Source organism: Bacillus sp. FSL E2-8900, assembly GCF_037966225.1.
In the GTDB taxonomy this organism is placed as follows: Bacteria; Bacillota; Bacilli; order Bacillales; family Bacillaceae_G; genus Bacillus_A; species Bacillus_A cereus.
The window spans coordinates 4876709-4892760 of the sequence record NZ_CP150193.1 but is presented as its reverse complement, the minus strand read 5'-3'; the positions used below and the strand labels follow the sequence as shown (position 1 = coordinate 4892760).

Sequence of the window (16052 nt, the reverse complement as noted above, 5' to 3'; positions counted from 1 at the left end):
CTATGATCCGCACGGAAGAGATGCTTTTGAATGTAGGACCTCAGCATCCGAGTACACATGGTGTGTTCAGGCTCGTAATTAAGATTGACGGGGAAATTATTAAAGAAGCTACACCTGTTATTGGATATTTGCATCGCGGGACGGAAAAGATCGCTGAGAGCTTACAGTATACGCAAATTATCCCTTATACAGATCGAATGGACTATTTATCAGCCATGACGAATAATTACGTCATTTGCCATGCTGTAGAGACGATGATGGGGCTTGAAATTCCAGAGCGTGCCGAATACTTGCGAGTACTTGCGATGGAGCTAGGAAGAATTGCGAGCCATCTCGTTTGGTGGGGGACGAATCTTCTTGATATAGGAGCGGTCAGCCCGTTTTTGTACGCGTTTCGTGAAAGAGAGATGATTATAAATTTATTAAATGAATTATGCGGGGCACGGCTTACTTTTAACTATATGAGAGTTGGCGGTGTGAAGTGGGATGCGCCAGATGGTTGGATTGAAAAGGTGGAAGAGTTTGTTCCGTATATGAGGGAGCAATTAGCAGGGTATCACGATCTTGTTAGCGGTAATGAGATTTTCTTAAATCGTGTGAAAGGCGTTGGTATATATAGCGCGGAAGAAGCAATCTCGTATTCTTTAAGCGGAGCAAATTTGCGGTGCACTGGAGTAAACTGGGATCTTCGCAAAGATGAGCCGTATTCGATTTATGATCGTTTTGATTTTGATATTCCTGTTGGAAGCGTGGGAGATGCTTGGGATCGCTACGTTTGCCGAATGCAAGAAATCGAGGAGTCTTTAAAGATTGTTGAGCAAGCGGTTCAGCAGTTCCCGAAAGATGGAGCTGTGCTGGCAAAAGTACCGAAAATTATTAAGGCACCTAAGGGAGAAGCATTTGTACGTATCGAATCGCCGCGCGGAGAGATTGGTTGTTATATCGCTAGTGACGGAAAGAAAGAGCCGTACCGTTTGAAGTTTCGTAGGCCATCTTTTTATAACTTGCAAATTTTACCGAAGTTATTGAAAGGTGAAAACATCGCTAATTTAATTACGATTTTAGGTGGAGTTGATATTGTACTTGGGGAGGTTGATGGCTAATGATTGAGACGCTCTTACAATCACCTTCAAGCTGGACGAATTTCTTCATTTTTTTCGGATTAGCGGTACTTCTACTATTTGCAGTCCTTGGCTTCGTTACATATGGAATTTTGGCAGAACGGAAAGTGATGGGATTTATGCAAGGGCGGATTGGACCAAACCAGGTTGGAGGCCGATTCGGTTTACTGCAAACGGTAGCTGATGTTTTAAAACTATTATTGAAAGAAGATAGTATTCCGAAAGCAGCAGATAAACCGCTGTTTATATTAGCGCCTGTCATTGCATTTGCACCAGCATTTATGGTGCTTGCGGTTATCCCGTTCACTGATAAATTTCAATTTGCAGATATTGGAGTCGGGCTACTTTATTATATTGCTGTTTCCGGTATTACGACGATAGGTGTTGTAACTGGGGGATGGGCATCGAATAATAAATATTCCCTTTTAGGAGGGATGCGTGCGGCGGCGCAAATGATTTCTTATGAGATTCCGCTCGTAATGAGTGTAATTGGTATCGTTTTGCTAGCTGGTAGCCTGAATTTAAATGAGATTGTAGCGGCGCAGGAGAAGGTCTGGTACATTTTCGTACAGCCAATTGGATTCGTCGTTTTCTTAATCGCAGCAGTTGCAGAGTTAAATAGGACGCCATTCGATTTGCCGGAAGCGGAGTCAGAACTTGTTTCTGGATATCATACGGAATACTCAGGTTTTCGCTGGGCGTTTTTCATGCTTTCAGAGTACGTATATTTCTTCGGGATGGCATCGTTAATTACAGTGCTCTTTTTAGGCGGATGGAATCCAGTCATGTTTCTTGGATTTATCCCAGGTGCCGTATGGTTTGCTTTGAAATTTAGCAGTGTAGTCTTTCTATTAATTTGGTTCCGCGTTACGTTCCCGCGTATAAGAGGTGACCAGTTAATGGAGTTTGGATGGAAAGTATTATTGCCGATTGCACTTGCAAATATTTTCTTAACGGCATTGATTAAGGAGTTATTCTTCTAATCTATGAGGGGGGTGCCAGTAAGAGATGAAAGGACTATTTAAAGGGTTAAAATATACATTAAGTAATTTGAGCAAGAAGAAGGTAACGTATGATTATCCAAATCAACCGTTGCCGTTGCCAGACCGTTTTCGGGGGATTCAAAAATTTTATCCGGAGAAATGTATTGTTTGTAATCAGTGCTCTAACATTTGTCCGACAGACTGTATTCAGTTAACAGGAAAGAAACATCCGGATCCTACGAAAAAAGGAAAAATTATCGACACGTATGATATTAATTTTGAAATTTGTATTCTTTGTGATTTATGTACAGAAGTTTGTCCGACAGAGGCAATTGTCATGACAAATAACTTTGAACTCGCGGAATATTCACGTGATGACTTATTTAAAAATTTGCAGTGGCTTGACGAAAACGACGAAAACATCAGGAAGGAGAATAAGGCATGAATGGCGAGTTTGTAGCATTCTTTATACTATCCTTGTCTGCAATTATCGGCGGTGTTCTTATGTTGAACTTAACGAAAGTTATGCACATGATGCTAGCTCTCGTTCTGACATTTCTCAGCATTGCAGGTTTGTATTTTCTTTTGTCAGCCGAATTTATAGGCGTTGCACAAATTTTACTTTACTCTGGTGCAATCACAATTATTATGATTTTCGGCATTATGTTAACGAAACATAACGCGGAAAATGAATCGCGTCTTACTCTTCGAAAATGGATTATCTTCTTTGCAGTTGTAGCATTTGGAGCGGTTATGTATTTCGCTGTTAATAATGTTGATTTTGCAAATGAAAGCACACAAGGAAGTTTACCTCTCCATGAAAACAACACACTTCAAATCGGTACGCTTCTCTATTCAAAATATATTATTCCATTTGAACTAACTTCAGTTATTTTACTTGTAGCGCTCGTTGGCGCAATTATACTTGCGAAAAAGGACGAGAAAGAGGAGGATTCCAATGAGTAGCGTTCCAGCTTCTGCATATTTAACACTTGCGATTATTTTGTTTTGCATCGGTCTATTTGGAGCTTTAACAAAGCGGAATACAGTAATCGTATTAGTTTGTATCGAATTAATGCTGAATGCTGCCAATTTAAACTTAGTGGCGTTTAGTAAATTAGGCTTATTTCCGAATTTAACAGGTCAAATTTTCTCACTGTTTACGATGGCTGTAGCGGCAGCGGAAGCGGCGGTAGGACTCGCTATTTTAATTGCTTTATATCGTAATCGTACGACAGTTCAGGTGGATGAAATGGATACGCTTAAAGGATAGCATTGTGACCGAAAAAGGGGGAAGGAAACAATGATCGATTATGCATGGCTCATACCGCTTTTCCCACTCGTTTCGTTTTTGTTACTTATTATATTCGGGAAGAAAATTAGAGAAGGAAGCAGCGTACTTAGTATTTTTTTCGTCTTTCTCTCCTTTATACTTGCGGTACTTGTGTTAATAGAAAGGTTTTCAGAAGCAAGCGTGAAGCATAAGTGGGTGTGGCTTAGAGCTGGAGATGTGGATATATCATTCGGCTTTGAAGTGACTGCATTAGGAGCTTTAATGTTATTTATCGTGACGCTTGTGAGTCTACTTGTACATGTGTATTCGAAAGGTTATATGAAAGGTGATGAACGATTACCAACCTTTTACGCATATTTAGGACTCTTTACATTTGCGATGTTAGGGCTTGTTATATCAACGAATTTATTACAGCTTTATATATTTTGGGAATTAGTTGGCCTTGGCTCATTTTTACTTATCGGTTTTTATTTCTTTAAAGAAGAAGCGAAGGCTGCTGCAAAAAAGGCTTTTATTATGACCCGTATTGGGGATGTTGGTTTATTTATCGGGATGATTTTAATTTTTTGGTACGCAGGTAGTTTTGAATATGACGCAATATTTAGGGCGATTTATACAGGGGATCTACCTCCTTATATGATTACAATAACAGCGATATTAATTTTTATCGGGGCGATGGGGAAATCAGGTCAGTTCCCGCTTCATACGTGGTTGCCAGATGCAATGGAGGGGCCAACGCCCGTTTCGGCACTTATTCACGCGGCGACGATGGTCGCAGCTGGCGTATATTTAGTAGCGACGATGTTCCCTCTATTTTCAGCAAGTACAGTGGCGATGCAGACAGTGGCAATCGTTGGAGCTTTCACTGCAATCTTTGCGGCCTCTATCGGTCTTGTGCAAACAGATATAAAGAGGGTGCTTGCTTATTCTACAGTTAGCCAGCTCGGGTACATGATGCTCGCGTTAGGTTCTGCCGGTTATGTAGCTGGTATATTTCATTTAACGACACATGCTTTTTTTAAAGCACTACTATTTTTGGCGGCAGGAAGTGTAATTCATGCTGTGCATACGCAAAACATTAATAACATGGGCGGTTTACAGAAGAAGATGAAAGTAACTGGTACGCTATTTTTAATAGGTACCCTTGCCATTAGCGGTGTTCCGCTGCTTTCCGGTTTTTTCAGCAAAGATGAAATTTTAGCGGCGACGTGGATGAATGGCAATTACGTTTTATTTACTTTAGCGGTAATTGCGGCGTTTTTAACAGCGTTTTATATGTTCCGCCTTTATTTTCTTGTCTTTACTGGAGAAACGAAGACGAAGGAAGAAGTGCATGAATCGCCTCGCGTTATGACGTATCCAATGATTGTTCTCGGCGTTCTCGCAGTAGTGGCAGGATATATAAATACACCATGGTTTGGGACGTTTCTCGGAGATTGGTTGACGAAAGATGTAGGGTTTAAGGTTGAAGAAACGCATGGACCAGTTTGGATTATGATTGTTGCGACACTCGTTTCATTTGCGGGAATCGCTCTTGCGTATTTCATATATAGCAAGAAATCAATTTCTAGGAATTGGGCTGGGGGTACGGAAACATCGCTTTATAATCTTTTGAAAGAAAAATATTATGTGGATGAACTATACAACATGACGGTGATCCCTATTACGAAAGGAATCGCTCATGTGCTTCGCTTATTTGAATTGTATGTAGTCGAAGGAATTTCAGTTTTAATTGCAAGTGTAGTGAAAGGCACAAGTAACCTTGGATCGAAACTTCAAAACGGGAATGTACAAGTGTACGGTACTGTAACGGCGGTTTCGCTCGCTGTACTCGTCATTATTTTGCTCTATACGGGAGGGGATTTACGATGAATGATTTGTTGTTAACGTTCTTCATTTTTTCCCCGCTTTTAGGAATTTTATTGCTTGTATTAACACCGAAAAAGGAATTGCGTACAGTGCGAGCGCTTGGCTTATTTGGGACGGCACTTCCATTTGGAATCGCTATCGTCCTCGCTTTTACATATGCTTCTGGAAAGAATTTGTCACTATTCGATGAAAAGATGAAATGGATTAAGTTCGGCGATTTTACAGCGGTAGATAAAAGGTGGTTTTCTATTTATTACGAGCTCGGTATTGATGGTTTGTCGCTTGTCATGATGGTACTGACGGCTCTTCTAGCAACGCTTGCAGCAATTGCAGCCTTTTCTATTAAAAGAAATTTAAAAGCATTTTATATGCTGTTACTCATGCTAGAAATAGGAATGCTCGGCGTCTTTGCTGCTCAAAACTTAATGTTATTTTTTATCTTCTTTGAAATTACGTTGCCACCAATGTTCTTATTAATTGGAAAGTGGGGAAAATTGTCGAGTGAAAAGGCTGCGTATAGTTATTTAATATATAACGGTATTGGCTCAGCTATTTTGCTCATTGTTTTCTCAATTTTGTTCGCGAAAACAGGTACAACAAATATTGTGGAGCTGAAAGAGATATTAAGAAGCGTAAACGCAGAGGGAGCACTCGTCATCCCAAGTAGTTTGCAGCTTAGTGTATTTATTGCCATAATGATTGCTTTTGCAATTAAACTACCTGTTTTTCCGTTGCACCGCTGGATGGTCAATGTACACATAGAAGCGCATCCAGCTGTAGTTATGCTTCATGCGGGTGTTTTGCTGAAGATTGGAGCGTACGGTATTATTCGCTTCGGGAAAGGGCTATTCCCGGAATATTTTCACGATGTTGCAACACTAATTGCGATATTAGGCGTAATTAATTTATTATACGGTGCCTTTTTAGCGCTCATCCAAACAGACTTTAGGAAAGTACTGGCTTACTCTAGTATTTCGCATATGGGAATTGTGTTAATGGGACTTGCGTCACTTAATGCACCTGGTACACAAGGAGCGTTATTCCAGGTTGTATCGCACGGTTTAATTGCAGCCTTGCTGTTTTTCTTACTCGGTGTTATAGAACAACGTTTCGGAACATCAGACATTACAGCGCTTGGTGGACTCGCAAAAAGTGTCCCAGTACTTAGCGGCTTCTTCTTAGCAGGAGGAATGGCATCGCTCGGATTACCAGGGATGTCTGGGTTTGTTAGTGAATTTCTTGCCTTTCTCGGTTTATTTCAAGGAGAGCCCGTCATTGCTGCAGTCGGTGTGATTGGCATCATTTTAACCGCTGTATATGTATTAAGGGCGACACTTCAAGTGACATTTGGAAAGAAAGAGTGGGAAGCAAAATCTGATATACACGGATGGGAGTATGTCCCTGTTTTACTACTTATCTTTTGTATTATTGCAATTGGAGTTATGCCAGAAATACTAGGGGATCCGCTTCAAAATACATTGAAAACATTGGGGGTGAAGTAGGATGGATATGAATACGTTACTTAGCTTATCGTGGCATCTAATGGTGCCAGAATTTATTATTCTCGGCGCCGCCATCCTCCTTTCCATATGTGATTTGTTTTTTAAGCTGAACCATAGATATGTAGCTCTTGGTGCGATTGCTGCCATCGTATTAGCAATCGTGTCATTAATTACTCTATATAGCGAACCAGCAGGAGATATTTTAAATGGATCGTTTGTGTTAGATGGATTTTCAAAAGGGTTTAAAACGTTGCTATTAGGTGCCTCAGCCCTCATTTTATGCACCGCAATGAGCGATGATAAGAAGAATCCAATCGAAGATAAAGGTGAATATTATTATTTATTTTTAATGGCACTTCTTGGTGCGATGTTCATGGCTTCTAGTGTTGATTTTATTACCCTTTTCGTTGGTTTGGAGTTACTTTCACTTTCTTCTTATATTTTAGTAGGAATACGAAAAAAGAGCCGTGCATCAAATGAAGCGGCAATGAAATACGTCATTAGCGGAGGAATTGGAACGGCGATTACGCTCTTCGGAATGAGTTATTTATACGGTATTACAGGTTCAACTAACATTGTAGATATGCAAAAGGTACTCACTGGGGAACTCGCTAGTGGTATTCAGTTATTGTTAGCTCTCGCATTTCTTTTATTGCTAGTTGGTCTCTCATTTAAAATTGCCACAGTGCCGTTTCATATGTGGGCACCTGATGTGTATGAAGGAGCGGCTACACCAGTTACTGCTTTTCTTGGAACGATTTCTAAAATTGCCGGGTTCCTACTCATTATTCGTTTGTTCCTTATGACCTTTGCAAGTGTATTAATACAAGGAGATATGCAATCTTTATATGGGCATATGAGTATATATATTGCGGTGCTAGCAAGTATTACGATGATTGTTGGGAATGTAGTCGCGTTAAAACAATACAATATAAAGCGTTTATTTGCTTATTCAGGCATTGCACATGCAGGATATTTACTCGTTCCACTTGTGGCATTATCACCATTTACGCTAGATAGCATGTGGTTTTATATGCTGGCATACATGCTTATGAATATAGGCGCATTTGCCATTATCCACGGCTTAATCTTACAAAATGATGAGGAAAATATAACAATTTTCACAGGTTTATATAAAAGGTCGCCATTTACAGCGATAATGATGACAATTTTTATTTTATCGCTGGCTGGGATACCAGGAACGGCTGGATTCATTGGAAAGATTAACATCTTTTTAGGCGCACTTCATGTAGAGCCAGCACATTACGTACTAGCTTCGATTATGATGGGTACCACAGTTGTTTCATTCGTATATTATTTCCGTATTTTACAACAAATGTTTTTCCGCACAGGAGAGACAGAAGAGAGAATACGGTTACCGTTAAATATAAAGGTTGTTATGAGTCTTTGTGCAATTTCGATTGTAATACTAGGGATTATGCCGATGATTGGGTACAATTTCTTTTATGAATATTTTCCATTAATGAAAGATTTCTTCTTCTTAGGGAACGTGGTACAATAGTGAAAATAAAAGGTGTGGAGTCAGTACTCTGCGCTTTTTATTTTGTGTTAACTTGTAATGTAGATATACGTTTTTGGAAAGAAAATCACGATGTAAAATGTAAGATGTCTATGTGCATTTGAAAAAGTGTAGCTCCTACTTATTATGGTATCGTTTTTATATTCTTTCATAAGTAGTAGCTGAGTAAAAAGGGGTCGATTTTTTGGCACAACTTTTAGGGCAACAAGCACTGATTGCCATTGTTTCGCATTTATTGTTTATTACCATTACGTGGTGGGCCTTACAAGGCATTCACATTGAGCGTTTAATGAAGTCCGGAAAAGTGCTGCAGACGCGAGTATTACTCATCTTAATTACAATTGCAATTGGGACATCTGTAAGTAACTTTTTCCTTGATTATTTAGGCTATTCGAAGAGTTTAACGTATTTAGTAAAGTAAGTGTATAGAACCTCAAATCTCCGTTAACAATGGGGATAGGAGGGGATGAAATTGAAGTTTAAAGCCATTCTTATTGTTGCACTTAGTGTTGTTTTATTTTTGGTTGGATATAGAGAGATGAAACCGATAAGCGATGAACAGAAAATGGAGAGCATGATCAAGGCTTTAGAGAAAAATGATGCTAAAGTAGAAAAATGGTCATGGTTAGCGAGAGAAACAAAAACAATTTCTAACATACATACGTTTCAAAAGTTGTTAAACGATGTGAAGGAAAAGGCAAATATTCAAAAGTGGGAAGTAGAGCAATCTCCAGATGGATATAAAGCTACATCCTATAAAAAGCTTTCTTCTTATGAAGAACGAGTAGTAGTAACTTGGAGTAAAGAAAATACTAAAGAAAACACTTTCATTATCTTTGAAGTAAGTGGGGCGAAATGGGACCCGAAGTATGTTCAAAACATGAATAAAATTTTTAGTGAAAAACCTATAATTTACACTTGTGTTCAAGGTGTACTGAATGATAAGATTGAAGGTGTTTTGCAAAATAAAACCAATCAGGTTTTGAAAGATCTTTCAGCAAGAGCGATCGAACAAGTAGAAGAAAGAGCATTTGTGTCAGTCTCCGCATACAATAAAAAGTGGGATGACGCTCTTTCAACAAATAGAGAGAAAATAAATGTGCAAATAGCAATACGTTCTACAGACAACAAAGATACAATTGTGGTTGGCACACCGATCATAACTTCTGAGTATTGAGTGAATAGATACTGAAAAAAGGACACGGAGGGGAATAATTTGGAAAAGATCATCGTCCGTGGCGGAAAGCGGTTAAACGGCACAGTGCGTGTTGAGGGCGCAAAAAATGCTGTATTACCTATAATCGCTGCAGCCCTATTAGCGAGTGATGGAAAGAATGTACTATCTGAAGTACCAGTTTTGTCTGATGTATACACAATTAATGAGGTATTACGTCATTTAAATGCTGAAGTCGTATTTGAAAATAATCAAGTAACAATCGATTCTTCTAAAGAACTAAACATTGAAGCACCATTTGAATATGTACGTAAAATGCGTGCATCTGTTCAAGTAATGGGACCATTATTAGCACGTAACGGTCGTGCTCGTATTGCACTTCCTGGTGGATGTGCAATTGGTTCACGTCCAATTGACCAACATTTAAAAGGCTTCGAAGCAATGGGAGCAAAAGTACAGGTTGGTAACGGTTTTGTTGAGGCATATGTTGAGGGAGAACTAAAAGGAGCTAAAATCTACTTAGACTTCCCAAGCGTAGGCGCGACAGAAAACATTATGTCTGCAGCTACATTAGCAAAAGGGACAACAATTCTTGAAAACGCAGCGAAAGAACCAGAAATCGTTGACTTAGCTAACTTCTTAAATGCGATGGGAGCGAAAGTACGCGGAGCTGGAACTGGAACGATTCGTATCGAAGGCGTTGATAAATTATATGGTGCAAACCACTCTATTATTCCTGACCGTATTGAAGCGGGAACATTCATGGTTGCAGCAGCAATTACTGGTGGAGACATCTTAATTGAAAATGCTGTACCTGAACATTTACGCTCAATTACAGCGAAAATGGAAGAAATGGGTGTTAAAATTATTGAGGAAAACGAAGGTGTACGTGTTATCGGCCCAGATAAGTTAAAAGCGGTTGATATTAAAACTATGCCTCACCCAGGTTTCCCAACAGACATGCAATCACAAATGATGGCATTATTACTACAAGCTGATGGAACAAGCATGATTACAGAAACGGTATTCGAAAACCGCTTTATGCACGTTGAAGAATTCCGTCGTATGAATGCTGATATTAAAATTGAAGGTCGTTCTGTTATTATGAACGGTCCAAACAGCTTACAAGGTGCTGAAGTAGCAGCAACTGACTTACGTGCTGCAGCTGCATTAATCTTAGCTGGTTTAGTATCAGAAGGTTATACTCGTGTAACTGAGTTAAAACATCTTGACCGTGGCTATGTAAACTTCCATAAGAAATTAGCTGCATTAGGTGCAACTATTGAACGTGTAAACGAAAAAGTAGAAGAAGTGAAAGAACAAGAAGTTTCTGATCTTCACGCTTAATTAAAATAGTCTCTATGTCTTTTGACATAGGGGCTATTTTTTTGGGTTATTACTGTTATAGTCAATAAATTCTATACTTATGCACGTACCAGTAAAAATATTTAGAAAATTTCTGTTTTATACTCTTCCCCTTAAGTATGTTCTAAAAGAAAGAGTTGTTCCATAAGAATGAATGGAGTAAAGCTTTTATATTGGGGGAAATAGGATGAAATTTTCAAAGCCACTTTTTATTACAGTAGCGCTCTTAATAGCGCTCGTTATCATTGTACCTGCAGCCCTTGTTATTCCATTTGCGAAAGCAAAAGTAGGGGAAGAAACGGCCTCTAAAACTCCTCCAGCGATAGAAAGCATACCAGCTCCAGGAAAAGTAGATACAGCTGTTCAAGTTGCTGTATATCGCGAAAAACAGAAGAAGGTAGAAACATTACCAGTGGAGGAGTATGTGACAGGTGTAGTAGCTTCTGAGATGAATGCCAGTTTTGAAATAGAGGCACTAAAGGCGCAGGCATTAGCAGCGAGAACATTTGTAGTACAACGTATGCTAAGCGGAGGAAAGAAAAATAATGCGGACGTGACAGATACGGTGAAAGATCAAGTGTACAAAAGCAAAGAAGAATTGAAGAAACAATGGGGCAATAACTACGAAAATAATTTGAAGAAAATCGAAGAAGCCGTTTCGAAAACAGCAGGACAAGTTTTAACGTATGATGGAAAACCAATTTCAGCATCCTTCTTTTCAACGAGTAATGGCCGAACAGAAAATGCAGCTGACTATTGGGGAAATGATTATCCGTACTTGAAAAGTGTAGATAGTCCGTGGGATCAAGCCTCTCCAAAGTTTACGAGCGAGCAAACATTTACAGTAGCTGATTTTCAAAAACGTCTCGGTGTGAAAGTGCTAGCAGACGGAAAGGTTGGCAATATTAAAGACCTTACGGAAGGAAAGCGCGTAAAGGATGTAGCTTTTCAAGGAAAAACATTAACAGGAAAAGAAGTTCGTGAAAAGTTAGATTTACGTTCTTCTGATTTCACATGGAAACAACAAGGGGATAAAATCATCGTTACGACGAAAGGCTTCGGTCACGGCGTTGGTATGAGTCAATACGGGGCGAACGGCATGGCAGCAGAAGGAAAGAAATATACAGATATCGTCGCTCATTACTATAAAGGCGTTGAAATAAAGACGATGAATGATTATGAAGGAAAATTGATGGTGAAGAAATAGGTGTCAGAACTCTGGCGCCTATTTTTTTGTTTGGAATAGAATAATTTTCCATTAATTGTTTGATATAATAGGATAAAAAATATTTGGAGGAGACGAAATGGCGCTACTGGAGTTGAAACAGTTAGAGAAGACGAACCAGTTACCAGAAATTGAGCTAAAGGTTGAAAAAGGACAATGTATTGTTTTGCAATGCAATAATCATACAGCTAAAGTGTTACACCGCATCATTATTGGTGAAGAAGAAGCTTCGACTGGCAATGTACTGTTTGAAGGAGAAGCAATTGGAAAGAAAAATTATTCCCGCATCGGTTTTTGTTTTTTGAAAGATGAGGCATATGATCGTTTGAAGGTGAAAGAATACTTTAAGTTTTTAATAGGGCTTTATGAATCAAAGATAAGTATAGAAGAAGTTGTGCAGTCTGTTGGTCTCCTAGATAAACTAAACGTTAAAATAGAAAAATTGTCATTTTCAGAGAAACGCCGTCTTCATATTGGACGAATGATGATTCATAATCCGGATTTAGTCATTTTGGAAGAGCCAGAGCAAAATGTAGATATAGAGAGTACGATTATTATTCGAAAAGCAATTATGAAAATGAAAGAGCAAGGAAAGGCGATTTTTATTACGTCATCTTTTCTATCGGATGCCCTTTCGTTAACGGAGGATGTATACATATTAAACAACGATGGTGTGAAAAAGATAGAAATTGAGCAAGAGGAAGTGGAAGAAGTCGGTGAAGAAAAAGTCATTCAAATGATTCCGCAAATGAAGTTAGAAAGAATACCTGCGAAAGTGAACGATAAAATCATTTTACTTGATCCGATGGAAATCCATTTCATTGAAACGCAAAACGGAGTAACGCATATTCACGTTCGTGAAGGCGATTTCGTATGTGCATTAACATTAAGTGAACTAGAAGCGAGATTAACAGGTTTTGGTTTCTTTAGATGTCATCGCTCGTACCTTGTAAATTTACAAAGAGTACGAGAAGTGATTACATGGACTCGTAACAGTTTCAGTTTAATTTTGGATGACGAAAGAAAAAGTTCAATTCCACTTTCAAAAGGACGCATGGATGAATTAAAAGGTGTGATTGGGCTATAAAAAGTGCTCCAATAAGCTCAACATGCGATTCATTCACCGGTAAAAATACTCCTTTTACCGGTATTTTACTGCGTAATCCCTTTGTTTTTCATATGATTGAGTCAAGAAAAGCGAAACAAACGAACGAAAAGCGCTAAAGCGACTTTCATCTATAAAGAAGAAAAACAAAGGAGATGAAGAAATGACATTGGCAATTGAAATGAAAGATGTAATGAAAAGCTTCGACGGAAAAACGGCACTTGGAAATGTAAATATTGAGGTGAAGCAAGGAGAGATTTTTGGATTCCTCGGACCGAGTGGATCTGGTAAGACGACAACAGTAAAAATTTTAACTTCTCAATTGCTTCATAGTGTTGGAACGGTAAGAGTATTAGGGAAAGATATTACAGGACCAAGTAGCATCGATTACAAACGAATTGGTATTTTAACAGATAACAGCGGCTTATATGAAAGACTTAGCATTTATGATAACTTATTATTATTTTGTGACTTATACGATTGCAAAAAAGAACGAATCGATGAAGTACTAGCGCAAGTGAATTTATTAGATGATAAAAAAACACCAGTAAAGAAACTATCAAAGGGAATGAAGCAACGCGTCACACTAGCAAGAGCAATCCTTCATAAACCAGATATCCTCTTCTTAGATGAACCAACATCTGCACTTGATCCAGTAAACGTACAAAACATTCATAAAATCTTAAAAGACTTAAATGAAGAAGGAACGACGATTTTCTTAACGACTCACAACATGGATGAAGCAGAAACGCTTTGTAACCGTATTGCCTTCCTTTGTGGCGGAGAAATTGTAGCACTTGATACGCCAGAGAACCTGCGCTTACAATACGCTAAGGATCAAATAGAGGTCGTATTAAAAGGTAAACGAAAAGAAGTAGTGCAAAAAGATGAATTAGGCGCAAATCGTATTTCAGAATGGATGAAAAAGGGCGAACTGTTATCTATTCATTCACACGAACCAACGCTAGGCGATATCTTTATTGAAGTTACTGGGAGGGGATTATAATGACATTTTCAATGAAACGGTTTTCGGCTATTGTAAGAAAAGAAATAAGTGATGCAGGTAAAAACTCACAAGTTATATTAATGGCGCTATTACCTATTCTACTTGCTGTATTTTATAGTAATATGGATTCTATAAAAGAGTTCTTTGCAGGTTTTATTATTGTAATGACGATTACCATGGTGGGAAGTTATGTGCAAGCAATTATTATTGCAGAGGAGAAGGAAAAACACACGTTACGAGTATTGATGTTGTCTCCAGCAAGTCCAATAGAAGTTATTTTAGGTAAAAGTGTATTAACTGTATTTTTTGTACTAGCATCTAGTTTTATTAGTTTAGTGATTTTAGATACTTTTAAAGGAAATATTAGTATGCTAGTTATTATTATTTTAATAGGAACATTGTTATGTGTCGTTTTAGGTACTATAGTTGGCTTACTATCCCAAAATATAGCACAAACATCTATATTGGGGCTTCCGATTTTTATAATATTCATAATGGGGCCGATGCTACAAGAAATGGTTAAGAATGAGTTTATTATAAAAGTAGTTAAGCTTCTTCCGACAAATCATGTTATGGAAGCATTGCAAAAAGTTATAAAGGGAGAAGGATTTATTGCGATTCAAGAACATATTTTAAACAATACAATTTGGACTATATGCCTTATCATTCTTTGTATTATTGTGTACAAAAAGAAACAATTAGACTAAAAACTGAGCTAAAAGTGCTCAGTTTTTTCTTTTTTCTATCATTTCCTCGGAAATTTTACAGTTCTTATACATATTTTTACAGATTTTGTCGAAAAGTAATTAGTTATACGTTGTATAGGATAGGTGAATATTGTTCAAAATGATTGCTGAGGTGATGATGGAATGCGAGGAAGAAATAATAAAAAGTCGCAAAAGGTAGTACATTTATTTCAAAAAAGATGGGTGTTTCCGGCACTATACATTGCTTGTGCAGCGGTAATCTTAATGGTTGCGCTATGGTTCCAAGGAGCTAATCCGAAGAAGACTCCAAACCACGATCAAGCAACACCGTATACACAATCGGAAGATCCAGCAGTACCAGTAACGAAATCTTCAGAAGTAGTGAAAATGCCAGCTGCCGCGAATGCGGAAGTAGTCGTACAAAAGAAATTCTATGAAGATGCAGCAACTGAGGCGGAACAAGAAAAAGCACTTGTCTTTTATAACAACACATATTCCCCGAACAAAGGAATTGACATTGCTGCGAAAAATGGAAAAGAATTCAATGTTGCTGCTGCTTTAAGTGGTACAGTAACGAAAGCTGAAAAAGATTCACTTCTTGGTTATGTTGTAACAGTTGATAGTGGAAATGGTGTAGCGGTATCTTATCAAAGCTTAGGCAGTGTGAAAGTAGAAAAAGGTGTAAGAGTTGCACAAGGTGAAGTATTAGGAACATCCGGTCTAAGTGCAATGAATAAAGAGGCAGGCTCTCACGTTCACTTTGAAGTACGTAAAGACAATGTGGCTGTGAACCCTGAACGTTACTTAAATAAATCAGTAACAGAAATTAAAGCTGATGCAGGTGCTGCAAAGGCTACGAATGCTTCTGGTAAAAAAGCTGATGACAAATCTCAAAAAGAAGAGAAGTCAACGAGCACGAAACCAGAAAGTAAAACAGAAGACAAGTCTCAAAAAGAAGAGAAATCAACAAGCGGTTCAACTAGTGACAAAAAAGAAGAACCGAAGAAAGAAGAAAAATCAACAAATGGTTCTACAGAATCATCTAACGATTCTTCTTCACAAGAATAAGAAAGTGAAAAAATCAGTTCCCACTAAGGGAGCTGATTTTTTTATTTTTATATAAAAATACTCAATTTCGAGAAAAAAGTTGCAAAAACAAGG

16 protein-coding genes are annotated in these 16052 nt (G+C 38.3%); all 16 read left to right on the top strand.

All coding sequences use genetic code 11. The annotated features are described in order from the left end of the window. The first annotated feature begins 2 nt into the window (after positions 1 to 2). The 16 genes from nuoD (at position 3) to NST90_RS25055 (ending at position 15959) form a co-directional block, all read left to right on the top strand. Positions 3 to 1103 (top strand): NADH-quinone oxidoreductase subunit NuoD, encoded by a 1101-nt coding sequence (nuoD, locus tag NST90_RS25130; RefSeq protein WP_000621434.1) that lies wholly within the window; start codon positions 3 to 5, stop codon positions 1101 to 1103. Further along, entirely contained in the window at positions 1103 to 2104 is a 1002-nt protein-coding gene (gene nuoH, locus NST90_RS25125; RefSeq protein WP_000573426.1) for an NADH-quinone oxidoreductase subunit NuoH, read from the top strand. Before nuoD ends, nuoH begins: the two co-directional genes overlap by 1 nt. A 25-nt stretch (positions 2105 to 2129) precedes the next feature. After that, complete coding sequence (gene nuoI, locus NST90_RS25120; protein WP_002016193.1) at positions 2130 to 2549, top strand: NADH-quinone oxidoreductase subunit NuoI; 420 nt, start codon at positions 2130 to 2132, stop codon at positions 2547 to 2549. Then, the gene (locus NST90_RS25115) at positions 2546 to 3070 is read left to right on the top strand and encodes an NADH-quinone oxidoreductase subunit J (RefSeq protein WP_001012812.1); all 525 of its coding nucleotides are present in this window, start codon (positions 2546 to 2548) and stop codon (positions 3068 to 3070) included. The genes nuoI and NST90_RS25115 overlap by 4 nt, the downstream gene beginning before the upstream one ends. Further along, the gene (gene nuoK, locus NST90_RS25110; protein WP_000100079.1) at positions 3063 to 3377 is read left to right on the top strand and encodes an NADH-quinone oxidoreductase subunit NuoK; all 315 of its coding nucleotides are present in this window, start codon (positions 3063 to 3065) and stop codon (positions 3375 to 3377) included. Before NST90_RS25115 ends, nuoK begins: the two co-directional genes overlap by 8 nt. A gap of 30 nt (positions 3378 to 3407) precedes the next feature. Further along, entirely contained in the window at positions 3408 to 5270 is a 1863-nt protein-coding gene (gene nuoL, locus NST90_RS25105; RefSeq protein ID WP_098905883.1) for an NADH-quinone oxidoreductase subunit L, read from the top strand. Further along, positions 5267 to 6769: an NADH-quinone oxidoreductase subunit M gene (locus NST90_RS25100; protein WP_283748282.1), complete on the top strand. Its 1503-nt coding sequence runs from the start codon at positions 5267 to 5269 to the stop codon at positions 6767 to 6769. The genes nuoL and NST90_RS25100 overlap by 4 nt, the downstream gene beginning before the upstream one ends. 7 nt (positions 6770 to 6776) lie before the next feature. After that, positions 6777 to 8291 carry an NADH-quinone oxidoreductase subunit NuoN gene (gene nuoN / locus NST90_RS25095; RefSeq protein WP_325863828.1) on the top strand — a complete coding sequence of 505 codons (1515 nt, stop codon included), beginning with the start codon at positions 6777 to 6779 and terminating at the stop codon, positions 8289 to 8291. Positions 8292 to 8493: 202 nt separating this feature from the next. Next, complete coding sequence (locus tag NST90_RS25090; RefSeq protein WP_000057889.1) at positions 8494 to 8730, top strand: DUF1146 family protein; 237 nt, start codon at positions 8494 to 8496, stop codon at positions 8728 to 8730. A 51-nt stretch (positions 8731 to 8781) separates the two neighbouring features. Then, entirely contained in the window at positions 8782 to 9486 is a 705-nt protein-coding gene (locus NST90_RS25085) for a YwmB family TATA-box binding protein (protein WP_000669016.1), read from the top strand. Between the two features lie 39 nt (positions 9487 to 9525). Then, positions 9526 to 10830, top strand: coding sequence for a UDP-N-acetylglucosamine 1-carboxyvinyltransferase (gene murA, locus NST90_RS25080; protein WP_000411274.1), 1305 nt, complete (start codon positions 9526 to 9528; stop codon positions 10828 to 10830). A 205-nt stretch (positions 10831 to 11035) separates the two neighbouring features. Next, the gene (gene spoIID / locus NST90_RS25075; RefSeq protein WP_033696074.1) at positions 11036 to 12055 is read left to right on the top strand and encodes a stage II sporulation protein D; all 1020 of its coding nucleotides are present in this window, start codon (positions 11036 to 11038) and stop codon (positions 12053 to 12055) included. Positions 12056 to 12152: 97 nt separating this feature from the next. After that, the gene (locus NST90_RS25070; protein ID WP_044306738.1) at positions 12153 to 13160 is read left to right on the top strand and encodes a LytTR family transcriptional regulator DNA-binding domain-containing protein; all 1008 of its coding nucleotides are present in this window, start codon (positions 12153 to 12155) and stop codon (positions 13158 to 13160) included. Positions 13161 to 13341: 181 nt separating this feature from the next. After that, positions 13342 to 14184, top strand: coding sequence for an ABC transporter ATP-binding protein (locus NST90_RS25065; RefSeq protein ID WP_044306737.1), 843 nt, complete (start codon positions 13342 to 13344; stop codon positions 14182 to 14184). Continuing rightward, positions 14184 to 14891, top strand: a complete 708-nt coding sequence (locus tag NST90_RS25060; protein WP_006926555.1) for an ABC transporter permease — start codon at positions 14184 to 14186, stop codon at positions 14889 to 14891. Before NST90_RS25065 ends, NST90_RS25060 begins: the two co-directional genes overlap by 1 nt. Before the next feature lie 162 nt (positions 14892 to 15053). Next, positions 15054 to 15959: a M23 family metallopeptidase gene (locus tag NST90_RS25055; protein WP_048558297.1), complete on the top strand. Its 906-nt coding sequence runs from the start codon at positions 15054 to 15056 to the stop codon at positions 15957 to 15959. Positions 15960 to 16052: the final 93 nt, after the last annotated feature.

Coding starts and splice junctions, on each gene's coding strand:
- nuoD (WP_000621434.1), top strand. CDS start 3: ATGATCCGCACGGAAGAGATGCTTTTGAATGTAGGACCTCAGCATCCG.
- nuoH (WP_000573426.1), top strand. CDS start 1,103: ATGATTGAGACGCTCTTACAATCACCTTCAAGCTGGACGAATTTCTTC.
- nuoI (WP_002016193.1), top strand. CDS start 2,130: ATGAAAGGACTATTTAAAGGGTTAAAATATACATTAAGTAATTTGAGC.
- NST90_RS25115 (WP_001012812.1), top strand. CDS start 2,546: ATGAATGGCGAGTTTGTAGCATTCTTTATACTATCCTTGTCTGCAATT.
- nuoK (WP_000100079.1), top strand. CDS start 3,063: ATGAGTAGCGTTCCAGCTTCTGCATATTTAACACTTGCGATTATTTTG.
- nuoL (WP_098905883.1), top strand. CDS start 3,408: ATGATCGATTATGCATGGCTCATACCGCTTTTCCCACTCGTTTCGTTT.
- NST90_RS25100 (WP_283748282.1), top strand. CDS start 5,267: ATGAATGATTTGTTGTTAACGTTCTTCATTTTTTCCCCGCTTTTAGGA.
- nuoN (WP_325863828.1), top strand. CDS start 6,777: ATGAATACGTTACTTAGCTTATCGTGGCATCTAATGGTGCCAGAATTT.
- spoIID (WP_033696074.1), top strand. CDS start 11,036: ATGAAATTTTCAAAGCCACTTTTTATTACAGTAGCGCTCTTAATAGCG.
- NST90_RS25070 (WP_044306738.1), top strand. CDS start 12,153: ATGGCGCTACTGGAGTTGAAACAGTTAGAGAAGACGAACCAGTTACCA.
- NST90_RS25065 (WP_044306737.1), top strand. CDS start 13,342: ATGACATTGGCAATTGAAATGAAAGATGTAATGAAAAGCTTCGACGGA.
- NST90_RS25060 (WP_006926555.1), top strand. CDS start 14,184: ATGACATTTTCAATGAAACGGTTTTCGGCTATTGTAAGAAAAGAAATA.
- NST90_RS25055 (WP_048558297.1), top strand. CDS start 15,054: ATGCGAGGAAGAAATAATAAAAAGTCGCAAAAGGTAGTACATTTATTT.